This is a genomic window from Streptomyces californicus, from assembly GCF_000717645.1.
Classification (GTDB): Bacteria; Actinomycetota; Actinomycetes; order Streptomycetales; family Streptomycetaceae; genus Streptomyces; species Streptomyces californicus.
Genome location: NZ_JNZZ01000017.1, coordinates 120,924 through 133,484 on the forward strand (window position 1 = coordinate 120,924; position 12,561 = coordinate 133,484).

The window sequence follows — 12,561 nt, forward strand, 5'->3', positions numbered from 1 at the left end:
CGGAGAGGTGCCGGTCGCGGGCCACGTGCGCGGACCCGTACGCCGCCACGGGTTCACCGGAACCGATACGGGCACGGACCCGTACGGGCCGCCCCGGCGACACCGTTGCCATTAGGTGAGGCTAACCTAAAGGCATGAACGCTTCCGCTCCCCGCACCCGACGCCCCCGCCGCACCCCCGTCCTCGCGGCCGGCGCCGTGGCCGCCCTGCTCCTCGGCCTCTCGGCCTGCGGCTCGTCGGACGACTCCGACAGCCCCGCGTCCGCCGCCTCGGACGGGGCGTCGGCGGGCGCCTTCCCCGCCAAGGTCGGGACGAAGTTCGGCGAGGTCACCGTCGACAAGCAGCCCAAGCGCATCGTCGCGCTCGGCTGGGGCGACGCCGAGACCGTGCTCGCGCTCGGCGGCCAGCCGGTCGGGGCGAGCGACTGGCTGCCGTTCGGCGGCGAGGGCGTCGGCCCGTGGGCCAAGGGCATGTACGACAAGAAGCCCGAGCTGATCGGCACGATGGAGCCGGAGTTCGAGAAGATCGCCTCGCTCCAGCCCGACCTGATCCTGGACACCAAGTCCAGCGGCGACCAGACCCGCTACGACACGTTGAAGAAGATCGCCCCGACCGTGGGCGTGCCCAAGGGCGGCGACCAGTACAAGATCTCGTGGGAGCAGCAGACCACGATGATCGCCGCCGCCATGGGCGTACCGGAGAAGGGCGAGAAGCTCATCGCGGAGACCGAGAAGAAGTTCGAGGCCGCCGCGAAGGCCCACCCCGAGTTCAAGGACAAGACCATCACCATCGGCTCGCGCACGTCCGAGGGCTTCGGCGTCTACGTCGGCGGCACCGGGCGCATCGACTTCGTCGAGCGGCTCGGCTTCAAGAACAACCCGAAGGCCGAGGCCCAGGCCGGCGAGGGCTTCTCCGTCTCCGTCTCCAAGGAGAACCTGGACCTGCTCGACGCCGATCTGACGGTGATGACCCCGATCGGCATCCCCGCCACGGACATCAGCGGCGACGCGCTGTACAAGGCGGTCCCGTCGGTGAAGGCGGGCCACTCCATCGTCTTCGACGACAAGGACATCTCGCAGGCGTTCGCCACGGACTCGATCCTGTCCGTCTCGTACGCGCTGGAGAAGGTCGTCCCGCTCTTCGCGGAGAAGGTCGCGAAGTAGCAGCGCCCTCGCGCACGGCGCGGAGTGCCCCCGCCCCGCGTCCGCACGACACGACACGGCACAGCGCCCCGTCCCCGGGAGAACCGGGTGCGGGGCGCTGTCGTGTGCGTGCGAGGGGCGCGAGGCGTCAGGCCGCCGGGGCCGCCGCCTTGATCGCGGAGATGTCGAAGGTCAGCTTCACCTTGTCGCTGACCATCACGCCACCGGTCTCCAGTGCCGCGTTCCAGGTCAGGCCCCAGTCGGAGCGCAGGATGTCGGCGCTGCCCTCGAAGCCGACGCGCTCGTTGCCGTAGACGTCGGTGGCGGAGCCGTTGAACTCCAGGTCGATGGAGAGCGGGCGCGTGACGTCCTTGATGGTGAGGTCGCCGGTGATCCGGTACGCCTCGCCGCCCAGCTGCTCGGCCCTGGTCGAGCGGAACGTCATGAGCGGGAACTTCTCCGCGTCGAAGAAGTCGCCGCTGACCAGGTGGCCGTCGCGATCGCCGATGCCGGTGTCCACGCTGGCGATCTTCACGTCGATGGAGGCGGAGGAGTTCGCCGGGTCCGTGCCGTCCAGCACCAGGGTGCCCTCGTGCTCGCCGAAGGAGCCGCGCACGTTGGTGACCATGGCGTGGCGCACGGTGAAGCCGATGCTGCTGTGCGCCGGGTCGACGGTGTACGTACCGGTCAGGGCGGCGAGCGCGGGGTCCACGGCGGGGGTCTCGGTGACGGCGGCGGTGGCCGGCTTGCGGTTGAACAGAGCCATGGCTCCTCCTCGGGGATGTGCTGCGGGGGACGGGGGTCAGCGGTGCCGAAGGCCGCTTTCGTTCAACCTTCAACGAGATTGACTGTAGCGCGATCTAGTTCAATGTTCAACATCTACTGGTGGGGTTCCCTGATCGGGCGCGGTCCGGCACGGTCGGGTCCCCCTCGATCGAGCGTCGTGCGTCCCCGGCGCGTTCGCCCGCATCGGCCCCCGGGGCGACGGCGCCCGCCGGTACCGGTCCGGCTCCGGCGACATCTGCGCGGACGAGGGCAACCACTGGGACGTGACCTACTGCAACTGCGGCGGCTGCTGACGGCAGTGCCCGAAGGGGCCGTCCCGTGCCGGGACGGCCCCTTCCCGCGTACGCCTACGGAATCGGGTCGGCGTCCGGGCCCTCCTGCTCCAGCAGCTCCTTGGCGAAGTCCTCCCACTGCGCGTACCGGCCCGGATGCGCCGACCGCTGGACGGCCTGGCAGGCGGCGCCCGGCTCCATCGACTCCCAGCCGTCGATCTGGAGGAGCCCCGGGTTGGCGCTCGGCGAGGGCAGCCCGTAGAAGGACTTGGACGCGGTCGGGACGTGCGTGATCTGCGCCGGAGTGCCCCAGCCCATGCTCGGGCGCTGCTGGAAGACGCCGAGCGAGTCGTTGTCGACCGGGGACGTGTAGTTGACGAACGTCGACTCCTGCATGGCCGTCATCAGGGCGATGACCTGCGCCTCCTCGGAGAGCTCCGCCCCCTTGCCGACGCCGATGACCGTACGGGCGTTGGCGAGCTGCTCCCGGCCGAGATCGGACGGCGCGGCGAAGAACGTGCGCAGCTCACCCTCCGGGGCGGTCTTGAGCAGGTGCGCGGTGGTGATGTCCACCCTGCCGGTCGCGGGCAGGCCGTAGCTCTGCTGGAAGGCGCGCAGGCCGTGCGCGCCGGCGGCCTGCGGGGCGGGGGAGCCCGCCGGGGGAGCGGGGTCCGCCTGGGCGGCGGGAGCGGCGGTCAGCAGGAGCCCGGCGGCGATCGCGGTGAGCAGTCGGCGGGGGAGTCGGTTCATTCGCATACGGCACCGTCGCGGGGCGGCCGGGCGAAGTCAAGAACGCCACACATGATGGCAATTGATGAGGTATCGGATGCCGGAACGCTTCCCGGTGACGGCGGGCCGAGTGCTCGTGTGGCCCCCCTCGGGACGCGCGTGTGCCCCCGCCGGCCGGGGCGGGGGCACACACGGGCCTGCCGGCGGGTGCGCATGCGCCTGCCGGAAGGCGTACACGGGCCTGCCGGCGGGCATGCGCGTGCCTGCCGGTGATGGCACACACGCGCCTGCCGGAAGGCGTACGCGGGCCTGCTGAAGGGCGCAGGCGCCTACCGGACGGGCGTCACGACCCCACGCTCACCGTGAAGCGGCGCGGGTTCCCATCGTGCGCCGCGCCCGAGACGTCCGGCTCGCCGTCCGGGCGGACGTCGTCGTACGGGAACGCGTAGCCGATCGGGCTGTTCGCGTGGACCACCCGGGACCAGTGGTTGGTGACCGCGCTCCTGTAGTAGTCCGACGTGGACGTGCCGTTCGGCTGGCTGGGGTGGCTCAGCATGATCGAGCGGTTGAAGCCCGCCGCCAGCCGGGCCAGGATCGCCTTCTTGTCGTCGGAGTCCGCCGGGTCGTTGGTGAACGGTCCGTGGTTGCAGGTGAAGACGTCCTTCGTCACCGGCTTGGTGAAGGTGTGGCCGCCCTCGAAGGTCAGCGTGTCCCCGCTGACCCGGCCGGCCAGGGTGCCCCGGCCGCCCTGGAGGTCGATCCGCAGGTCCTCGGAGCGGTACTTCTCCCAGACCTCGTCGATCTGCGCCTCGAACAGGCCCCGGAACGGCATCTCGTCCGGCCGGTCGAAGTACGGGGCCATGATGTTCTGCGGCGAGACGACCCGCAGCACCCTGCCGTCGTCGCCCCGGGTGATCAGCTTGTCCCACGGCTGCCCGTCGGCCGCCGCCTGGGCGGTCAGGTCCTCCGCGATCTTCTCCACCGCGCCCTCGGGGTGCGGGGCCACGACGTGGGTGGCGTCCCCCTCCAGCGTGATGCCGATCGGGAGCGCGGTGATCAGGTCCACGTAGCTGATGTTGGAGTACAGCTGCTCGGTGTTGAAGGTGAACTCGGCGAACGCCCAGGTCCGCCCGTAGTTCGGGTCCGTCGGCGTCGCGAAGGCGGGCTCCACCAGGGACGGGCCCGGGTTGAGGAAGAAGTCGAGCTTGTCGTCGCGGACGAAGTAGACCCGCGCCCCGTACATCTGCGGCAGGGTCAGCACGACCGGCCCCGCGCCCGCCGCCTTCAGCGGGATCGCGCAGTCCACGGGCAGCGGGGTCTGCGGAGCGCCGGGGGAGTCGGGGCGATAGACGCCGCCGTCCGGCTTGAGCAGCACCCAGCGGTCGGTGCCCAGCTCGTGGCCGGTCACGTACGCGTGCACCGTGCCCGGCAGCGACTTGTTCTCCAGCGCCAGTTCGCAGGTCGCGGGGGCCGCCGACGCGCGCGGGCTCAGCGCGGTGCCCCAGGCGGGGTACGTGAGCGCCGCGGCCGATGCGGCGGCGCCGGTCAGGAACATTCGGCGTGAAATCACGAAAGAACTCCCGAGGTGGTGGGGGGCCGCAGGCGGTGGTGGGGGAGGTAAGGGACCGTGGGGGTGCCTGCGGTGCGCACCACTCTCGCCAGGCCCCGCAGAAGCGTCAATAGATAGAACTGAGAGCGCTCTCACAACCTCCGAGTCTTCACAACTCGACGCCTCGAAGCGGTACTTGCCGGAACCGAGCGGGTGCGAGCCGTGACCGCACCGCCGCTCCGCCCGCCAAGAGGTGAACGTGACGCCCCCGGCGGCTTCCCCGCCACCCCCGGTGGCCCCCTCGCCACCCGCACCCGGCCGACTTGGACTAACGCACCGGGGTTGTTGGACGGAGGCGGCCCCCGGCGCCGATGTTCGTTGACGGTGTCCGGACACGGCGACTACTCAAGGGGCCATGTCGTCAAGATTCCCTCGCCCCGGCCTGGTCGCCGCGGCCTCCGCAGCCGTCCTGGCGCTCGTGGGGACAGCCCTCCCCGCCGCAGCCGCCGACCCGTCGCCCCCCGCCCCGGCCGGGACGGCGAAGGCCGCCGCATCGGCCGTCATCGGCTCCGACCGGCTCTCCGTCGCCGTCGCCGACGACTTCCCGCGCGTCCTGTCGTACACCGACCAGGCGAGCGGCGAGCAGCTGCTCGGCAGCGTCCGCCCGGTCACCGAGGTCACCCTCAACGGGACGGCCCGCCCGGTGAAGCTCAAGGGCAAGCCGAAGTTCAGCCGCTCCACCGCCCGCTACACCCTCGTCTTCGACTCCCTGCCGGGCGTCGAGCTCGACGCCTCGCTGACGGTCTCCGGCCGGACCACCACCTTCAAGGTGACCGCCGTGCGGGACACCGACGCGTTCCGGGTCGGCACCATCGACATCCCCGGCCACGACCTGATCTCCGTCGGCTCCGCCGAGCGCGGGGCCGCCACCGCGTTCACCACGCTCGACCCGGACTCCACCCGGACCGCCGACCGGTTCGCGAAGGTCACCCCCGAGACCAAGCCCGACTCCGCGCCCGTCGGGGCCAGTTACGCGATCCTCAACACCGGTTCGCTGGCCGCCGCCATCGAGTCCAACTCCTCGTACGACAAGCCCTCCGGGGCCACCGGCGGCGACGACGCCCGCTTCTGGCACCAGGCGCGGACCGAGGACGGCGGCGGCGTCCGCGTCGGCGTCTGGTCCGGCCAGTGGACCTACCGGGGCGAGGGCGCGCCGAAGCCCGAGAGCGGCGAGAACCTGCCGTGGGCCAAGGTCGTCGTCACCCCCGACGCCAACGGCGACAAGGCCGTCGACTGGCAGGACGGGGCCGTAGCCTTCCGCTCGATCGGCGTCACCGCCCCCGGCAGCGAGGACACCCCCGACCGGGTCGTCACCCACATCCCGTTCAACTTCGCCAGCCAGGCCACCCACCCCTTCCTGCGCACGCTGGACGACGTCAAGCGGATCTCGCAGGCAACCGACGGCCTCGGCCAGCTCGCCGTCCTCAAGGGGTACGGCTCCGAGGGTCACGACTCCGCCCACCCGGACTACGGCGGCAACTACAACAAGCGGGCGGGCGGACTGAAGGACCTCAACACCCTGCTCAAGCAGGGCAAGAAGTGGGGCGCGGACTTCGGCGTCCACGTCAACGCCACCGAGTCCTACCCGGAGGCCAACGCCTTCTCCGAGAAGCTCGTCGACAAGACCAAGCCCGGCTGGAACTGGCTCAACCAGAGCTACTACATCGACCAGCGCCGCGACATCAACAGCGGCGATCTGGCCAAGCGCTTCCAGCAACTGCGCGACGAGACCGACAAGAACCTCGACTTCCTCTACATCGACGTCTACTACAGCCACGGCTGGATCGCCGACAAGACCATCCAGGCCGTGCAGAAGCAGGGCTGGACCGTCGGCACCGAGTGGGCCGACAAGTTCGAGCGCGCCTCGCTCTGGTCGCACTGGGCCAACGACCTCAACTACGGCGGAGCCACCAACAAGGGCCTGAACTCGCAGATCATCCGGTTCATCCGCAACGGCGAGAAGGACGTCTGGAACAACCACCCGGTCCTCGGCCAGAGCGCCCTGGAGGACTTCGAGGGCTGGACCGGCGAGACCGACTGGAACGCCTTCACCGCCAACATCTGGCAGAAGAACCTCCCCGCCAAGTACCTCCAGCAGCAGCGGATCACCCGCTGGGACGGCAACGACATCACCTTCACCGGCGGGGTGCGCGGCACGGTCGAGAACGGCGAACGGACTTTCTACGACCACGGCCGCAAGGTGCTCAGCGGCACCGACTACCTGCTCCCGTGGGACGGCGGGAAGAAGCTCTACCACTACAGCGAGACCGGCGGCACCAGCACGTGGGAGGTGCCCGGCAAGGGCGCGTACACCCTCTACAGGCTGAGCGACAACGGCCGCGAGAAGGTCGCCACCGTCCGCCCCGCGAACGGGAAGATCACGCTGACCGCCGAGGCCGGGCAGGCGTACGTCCTGTACGCCGACCGCGCGGCCAAGGAGACCCGGGCCGACTGGGGCCACGGCACCGGCGTCGAGGACCCCGGCTTCAACGACCGCGGCCTCAAGGGATGGACGAAGACCGGCACGGTCGTCCGCGACACCGACGACCAGGGCCGCAACAGCGCGGAACTCTCGGGCACGGCCACGGCCGCGATCTCCCAGACCGTCACCGGCCTCAGGCCCGGCAAGCGGTACACCGCCTCCGCCCTGATCGAGGTCGAGCCCGGCGCGAGCCGCCGCACCACCCTCGGCATCGGCGGGAAGTCGGTCGCCGTCGAACGCTCCACGGCGAAGGACTACGTCGCCGCCTCCGACTGGCACGGCACCCACTTCCAGCGCGCCAAGGTGAACTTCACCGCCCCCGCGAACGGCCGCACCACCCTGCGCGTCGAGGCGGCGGCGGGCTCCGCGGCGAAGGTCCGCGTCGATGACGTACGGATCGTCGAGAACGCCCCCGCCACCCGGGCCGGCACCGTGGCGTACGAGGACTTCGAAGCCGTCGACCAGGGCTGGGGCCCCTTCCTCAAGGGCGACGCGGGCGGCTCCACCGACCCCCGCACCAGCATCTCCCAGCTCCACGCCCCGTACACCCAGGCCGGCTGGAACAGGAAGCTGATCGACGACGTGCTCGGGGGCAAGGAGTCCCTGAAGTCCCACGAGGAGAACACCGGGCTTGTCTACCGCACCGCCCCCTGGACCGTCCCGATGAAGGACGGCCACCGGTACCAGGTCGCGTTCGACTACCAGTCCAGCCACGCGGGCGCCTACAGCTGGGTCGAGGGCTACGACCGGGTCGCCGGCGGCAAGGCCGTCTCCACCGAGACCCGGGCCACCCCGATCGGGCAGCAGCGCACCACCGGGCAGTTCAGCCGGACCGTCACGGCGGGCTGCGGCGACACCTGGACCGGGCTGCGCAAGCTCTCCGGCGCACCCGACGGCGCGGACTTCGTGCTCGACGGCTTCACCGTCACCGACCTCGGGCCCGCCCCCGCCGGGGAGGAGGCCGTCTGCGGCACGCTCGGTGTGAGCGCCGGGGCCGAGACCCTGGAGCCGGGCGCGCCGAACACCGTGAAGGCGACCTTCGGCAACGACGAGGCGGGCCCCGCCACCGGCGTGAAGCTCGCGCTGACCGTGCCCGAGGGCTGGCAGGCCGAGCCGGCCGGCCCGGTCGCCTTCGACTCGGTCGCCCCGGGCGCGAAGGTCACCGGAAGCTGGCGGGTCACTCCGCCGGTGGACGCCCCGTACGGCACCTACGCGCTGGAGGCGAAGGCCGCGTACACCGTCGGAGGAGCCGGGCGCACGCTCGGCGCGAGCGCCTCGGTCCGCACGCTCCCGCCGCCGCCCACCCAGGACAGCTGGGCCAGTGACCTGGACTGGACCGCGTCGCAGAACGGCTGGGGCCCGGTCGAGCGCGACCGGTCCAACGGGGAGGCCGGCTCCGGCGACGGCGGCCCGCTGAAGATCGGCGGCACCGCCTACGACAAGGGCCTGGGCACCCACGCCCCGGCGAAGATCCGCTACTACCTGGGCGGGAAGTGCACCTCCTTCACCGCCGAGGTCGGCGTGGACGACGTCCAGACCAGCCGGGGCAGCGTCCGGTTCGCGGTCACCGCCGACGGTACGGAGAAGGTCGCGTCCCCCGTGCTCGGGGCGGCCGACCCCGCCTGGAAGCTCACCGCCGACGTCACCGGAGCGAAGTACGTCGAGCTGATCGTCCAGGACGGCGGCGACGGCAATGGGAACGACCACGCCGACTGGGGCAACGCCCGCTTCCACTGCGGTAGTTGAACCTCCGCGGAACGGATTCCGCAGCGCGGTGGAGCCCGGCTGAACAGTGCTGGGCCATACTGAGGGGGCCTTCGGGCCCCCTCAGTGTCGTGTGGCCCACCGCACATCCGCTCGTTTGTGGGGTCTCCACAACCAGAGGCAGCGTTTCGCTGGTGGATCGCCTGCATGGCGTCGCGGTTCTGTTGACTCCCACCACGAATCCGGGCAGGAGACTGTACGGAACCGACGGCGCGGTTTCCGGGTCGGGGTTCGTAGGGTCGATACATGACCGTTGTGGACGAAACCCAGGGCGAGCCGACCGACGCCCGTGGCCGGGTGGCCGAACTGCTGGCCCTGCGCGAGCAGGCGCGGCGCGGACCGAGCGAGCGGGCGACCGAGGCGCAGCACGCCAAGGGCAAGCTGACCGCACGGGAGCGGATCGAGCTGCTGCTGGACGCGGGTTCGTTCAAGGAGGTCGAGCAGCTGCGTCGGCACCGGGCGACCGGCTTCGGCCTGGAGGCGAAGAAGCCCTACACCGACGGCGTCATCACCGGCTGGGGCACGGTCGAGGGCCGCACGGTCTTCGTCTACGCGCACGACTTCCGGATCTTCGGCGGCGCGCTGGGCGAGGCCCACGCCACGAAGATCCACAAGATCATGGACATGGCCATCTCGGCCGGCGCCCCGCTGGTCTCCCTGAACGACGGCGCCGGCGCCCGTATCCAGGAGGGCGTCTCGGCGCTCGCCGGATACGGCGGCATCTTCCAGCGCAACACGCGCGCCTCGGGCGTCATTCCGCAGATCAGCGTGATGCTCGGCCCGTGCGCGGGCGGCGCGGCCTACAGCCCCGCCCTCACCGACTTCGTCTTCATGGTCCGCGAGACCTCGCAGATGTTCATCACCGGCCCGGACGTCGTCAAGGCGGTCACCGGCGAGGAGATCACCCAGAACGGCCTCGGCGGCGCGGACGTGCACGCCGAGACCTCCGGCGTCGCGCACTTCGCGTACGACGACGAGGAGACCTGCATCGCGGAGGTCCGCTACCTCATCGGGATGCTGCCCTCCAACAACCGCGAGAACCCGCCGACGGTGGAGAGCGACGACCCCGCCGACCGGCGCGGCGACGTCCTGCTGGACCTGGTCCCGGCCGACGGCAACCGCCCGTACGACATGCACAAGGTGATCGAGGAGCTCGTCGACGACGGCGACTACCTGGAGATCCACGAGCGCTGGGCCCGCAACATCATCTGCGCGCTGGCCCGCCTCGACGGCCAGGTCGTCGGCATCGTCGCCAACCAGCCGCAGGCGCTGGCCGGGGTCCTCGACATCGAGGCGTCCGAGAAGGCCGCGCGCTTCGTCCAGATGTGCGACGCCTTCAACATCCCGATCATCACCCTTCTGGACGTCCCCGGCTTCCTCCCGGGCGTCGACCAGGAGCACGGTGGGATCATCCGCCACGGCGCCAAGCTCCTGTACGCCTACTGCAACGCCACCGTGCCGCGGATCTCGCTGATCCTGCGGAAGGCCTACGGAGGCGCGTACATCGTCATGGACAGCCAGTCCATCGGGGCCGACCTCACCTACGCCTGGCCCACCAACGAGATCGCCGTGATGGGCGCGGAGGGCGCGGCCAACGTCATCTTCCGCCGCCAGATCGCCGACGCCGAGGACCCCGAGGCCATGCGCACCCGCATGGTCAAGGAGTACAAGGCCGAGCTGATGCACCCCTACTATGCGGCCGAGCGCGGTCTCGTCGACGACGTCATCGACCCCGCCGAGACCCGCGAGGTGCTCATCGCCTCGCTCGCCATGCTCCGCACCAAGCACGCCGACCTGCCGTCCCGCAAGCACGGCAACCCCCCGCAGTAGTCGCACCCGGGCGGCGCGATCCGCCGCACGGTCCACGACAGCCTGCCGAGAAGACGGAGAAACCCCACCATGAGCGTCACCCCCGCCGAGTCCGTCCTGCGCGTCGAGAAGGGCCACGCGGCGCCCGAGGAGCTGGCGGCCATCACCGCCGTCCTGATGGCCCGCGCCGCCGCCCAGCCCGCCGCCCCCGCCCGCCGGGGCCGCGACACCGCCGGCTGGCGCCGCCTGGAGCGCACCCCGGGCTTCCGCGCCCCGCACAGCTGGCAGGGCTGAGACTCCCCGCCCCGTACGGAGAAGGGCCCCGCACTCACGAGGAGTGCGGGGCCCTTCCGCGTACGGCCGGTACCCTCGGCCCGCAGGCCGGTGTGGTCGGGCCGGTTCGGGGCGCACCCTCAGGGTCCGCCCCGAACCGAACCGAGAACACCTCTCAGCGCAGGCGTGCCATCAGGGCGTGCTCGACCAGCGTGATCAGCGCGCTCTTGGCGTCCGCGCGGTGGCGGGCGTCCGTCGTCAGGATCGGGGTGTCCGGTCCGATCTGGAGCGCTTCGCGCACCTCGTCGGGGGTGTAGGGCTGGTGTCCGTCGAAGCCGTTGAGGGCGATGACGAAGGGGAGTCCGCTGTTCTCGAAGTAGTCGACGGCGGGGAAGCAGTCGGCGAGACGGCGGGTGTCGACCAGGACGACGGCGCCGATGGCGCCGCGGACCAGGTCGTCCCACATGAACCAGAAGCGGTCCTGGCCCGGCGTACCGAAGAGGTACAGGATCAGGTCCTGGTCGAGCGTGATGCGGCCGAAGTCCATGGCCACCGTCGTGGTGGTCTTGTCCCCGGTGTGGGTCAGGTCGTCGATGCCCGCCGAGGCGGACGTCATCACGGCTTCGGTGCGCAGCGGGTTGATCTCCGACACGGCCCCGACGAACGTGGTCTTGCCCACGCCGAAGCCGCCCGCCACCACGATCTTCGCCGAGGTGGTGGCGCGGCCCGAGCCGCCGTTAGAGCTTGCGAAGTCCACTGAGCACCCTTTCGAGCAGTGTCACATCCGGCGCGCCGCCGGCCTCTCCGTTGCCCGGCTGGTGGATGGCCACCATGCCGGCTTCCGCCAGGTCCGCCACCAGGATCCGCGCGACGCCGAGCGGCATCGACAGCAGCGCCGAGACCTCGGCCACCGACTTGACCTCGCGGCAGAGGTGGCAGATCCGCTGGTGCTCGGGGAGCAGGGTCCCCAGGTGGGCGGGGTCTGCCGTCGTGCTGACCAGTGCCTCTATCGCGAGCTGGTAACGCGGCCGGGTCCGGCCGCCGGTCATGGCGTAGGGGCGAACCAGCGGCTGGTCGCCTTCACCGTCGTACGACGCGTGGTGCAGAGCGCCGTACGGATCGGGTGAGGCGGGTGGCGGGGTCATGAATCCTCCGGGCGTGACAGCAGGTTCTCGGCTTGCCGTCTGCAAGGGCCGGTGACGGGACTAAAGCGGCCTGTCGGGTGAGGGTTGTGGGCATTACCTGGGGGGATCGTGTCGGGAATCCGCTGCGAGGCCGTCTAGTGGAGCAGACTGCCTTGGAGCTCGGCGCGCAGATCGGGCGTGAGCACGGTTCCCGCACGGTCGACCAGGAGGGCCATCTCGTATCCGACCAGACCGATGTCGGCGTCCGGGTGGGCGAGAACGGCCAGTGACGAACCGTCGGAGATGGACATGAGGAAGAGGAATCCCCGCTCCATCTCCACAACCGTCTGACTGACGGCGCCGCCCTCGAAGATGCGGGACGCACCCGCGGTCAGCGAGGTGAGGCCCGACGCCACGGCGGCGAGCTGGTCGGCGCGGTCGCGCGGGAAACCTTCGGACATCGCCAGCAGCAGGCCATCCGCGGAGACCACGACCGTGTGGGACACCCCTGGGGTGTTGTCCACGAAGTTGGTGATCAGCCAGTTCAGATTCTGCGCGGCCTGACTCATGG

At 70.9% G+C, this 12,561-nt stretch carries 10 protein-coding genes; 4 read left to right on the forward strand and 6 right to left on the reverse strand.

Annotated elements, in window-relative coordinates:
- The first annotated feature begins 134 nt into the window (after positions 1-134).
- Positions 135-1,163: an iron-siderophore ABC transporter substrate-binding protein gene (locus IF19_RS0122875; RefSeq protein WP_030278072.1), complete on the forward strand. Its 1,029-nt coding sequence runs from the start codon at positions 135-137 to the stop codon at positions 1,161-1,163.
- Between the two features lie 127 nt (positions 1,164-1,290).
- Here the strand turns inward: IF19_RS0122875 and IF19_RS0122880 are convergent, their stop codons facing one another.
- From IF19_RS0122880 to IF19_RS0122890, 3 genes are all read right to left on the reverse strand, one after another.
- Positions 1,291-1,908 (reverse strand): YceI family protein, encoded by a 618-nt coding sequence (locus IF19_RS0122880; RefSeq protein WP_030117122.1) that lies wholly within the window; start codon positions 1,906-1,908, stop codon positions 1,291-1,293.
- A 367-nt stretch (positions 1,909-2,275) separates the two neighbouring features.
- Entirely contained in the window at positions 2,276-2,956 is a 681-nt protein-coding gene (locus tag IF19_RS0122885; protein ID WP_030117121.1) for a peptidoglycan-binding domain-containing protein, read from the reverse strand.
- Positions 2,957-3,272: 316 nt separating this feature from the next.
- A complete protein-coding gene (locus IF19_RS0122890; protein WP_030117120.1) occupies positions 3,273-4,484 on the reverse strand; it encodes a glycoside hydrolase family 64 protein in 1,212 nt (403 codons plus the stop codon).
- 409 nt (positions 4,485-4,893) lie between these two features.
- Here IF19_RS0122890 and IF19_RS0122900 point away from each other — a divergent pair, with 409 nt between their 5' ends.
- The 3 genes from IF19_RS0122900 (at position 4,894) to IF19_RS0122910 (ending at position 10,887) form a co-directional block, all read left to right on the forward strand.
- Positions 4,894-8,766: an endo-alpha-N-acetylgalactosaminidase family protein gene (locus IF19_RS0122900; RefSeq protein ID WP_030278071.1), complete on the forward strand. Its 3,873-nt coding sequence runs from the start codon at positions 4,894-4,896 to the stop codon at positions 8,764-8,766.
- 264 nt (positions 8,767-9,030) lie between these two features.
- Complete coding sequence (locus tag IF19_RS0122905; protein ID WP_030117117.1) at positions 9,031-10,614, forward strand: acyl-CoA carboxylase subunit beta; 1,584 nt, start codon at positions 9,031-9,033, stop codon at positions 10,612-10,614.
- Between the two features lie 69 nt (positions 10,615-10,683).
- Positions 10,684-10,887 carry an acyl-CoA carboxylase subunit epsilon gene (locus IF19_RS0122910; RefSeq protein WP_030117116.1) on the forward strand — a complete coding sequence of 68 codons (204 nt, stop codon included), beginning with the start codon at positions 10,684-10,686 and terminating at the stop codon, positions 10,885-10,887.
- Positions 10,888-11,041: 154 nt separating this feature from the next.
- On the opposite strand, the gene IF19_RS0122915 is transcribed toward IF19_RS0122910, so the two are convergent.
- The 3 genes from IF19_RS0122915 to IF19_RS0122925 form a co-directional block, all read right to left on the reverse strand.
- Complete coding sequence (locus IF19_RS0122915; RefSeq protein ID WP_030290082.1) at positions 11,042-11,623, reverse strand: GTP-binding protein; 582 nt, start codon at positions 11,621-11,623, stop codon at positions 11,042-11,044.
- Positions 11,604-12,011, reverse strand: a complete 408-nt coding sequence (locus tag IF19_RS0122920; protein WP_003966010.1) for a DUF742 domain-containing protein — start codon at positions 12,009-12,011, stop codon at positions 11,604-11,606. The genes IF19_RS0122915 and IF19_RS0122920 overlap by 20 nt, the downstream gene beginning before the upstream one ends.
- 134 nt (positions 12,012-12,145) lie before the next feature.
- Positions 12,146-12,559 carry a roadblock/LC7 domain-containing protein gene (locus tag IF19_RS0122925; protein ID WP_006127850.1) on the reverse strand — a complete coding sequence of 138 codons (414 nt, stop codon included), beginning with the start codon at positions 12,557-12,559 and terminating at the stop codon, positions 12,146-12,148.
- Positions 12,560-12,561 lie beyond the last annotated feature (2 nt).

What these genes read in the sequence shown, in the direction of transcription:
- IF19_RS0122875 (WP_030278072.1), top strand. Translation starts at nt 135, where the DNA reads ATGAACGCTTCCGCTCCCCGCACCCGACGCCCCCGCCGCACCCCCGTC.
- IF19_RS0122880 (WP_030117122.1), bottom strand. Translation starts at nt 1,908, where the DNA reads ATGGCTCTGTTCAACCGCAAGCCGGCCACCGCCGCCGTCACCGAGACC.
- IF19_RS0122885 (WP_030117121.1), bottom strand. Translation starts at nt 2,956, where the DNA reads ATGCGAATGAACCGACTCCCCCGCCGACTGCTCACCGCGATCGCCGCC.
- IF19_RS0122890 (WP_030117120.1), bottom strand. Translation starts at nt 4,484, where the DNA reads ATGTTCCTGACCGGCGCCGCCGCATCGGCCGCGGCGCTCACGTACCCC.
- IF19_RS0122900 (WP_030278071.1), top strand. Translation starts at nt 4,894, where the DNA reads ATGTCGTCAAGATTCCCTCGCCCCGGCCTGGTCGCCGCGGCCTCCGCA.
- IF19_RS0122905 (WP_030117117.1), top strand. Translation starts at nt 9,031, where the DNA reads ATGACCGTTGTGGACGAAACCCAGGGCGAGCCGACCGACGCCCGTGGC.
- IF19_RS0122910 (WP_030117116.1), top strand. Translation starts at nt 10,684, where the DNA reads ATGAGCGTCACCCCCGCCGAGTCCGTCCTGCGCGTCGAGAAGGGCCAC.
- IF19_RS0122920 (WP_003966010.1), bottom strand. Translation starts at nt 12,011, where the DNA reads ATGACCCCGCCACCCGCCTCACCCGATCCGTACGGCGCTCTGCACCAC.
- IF19_RS0122925 (WP_006127850.1), bottom strand. Translation starts at nt 12,559, where the DNA reads ATGAGTCAGGCCGCGCAGAATCTGAACTGGCTGATCACCAACTTCGTG.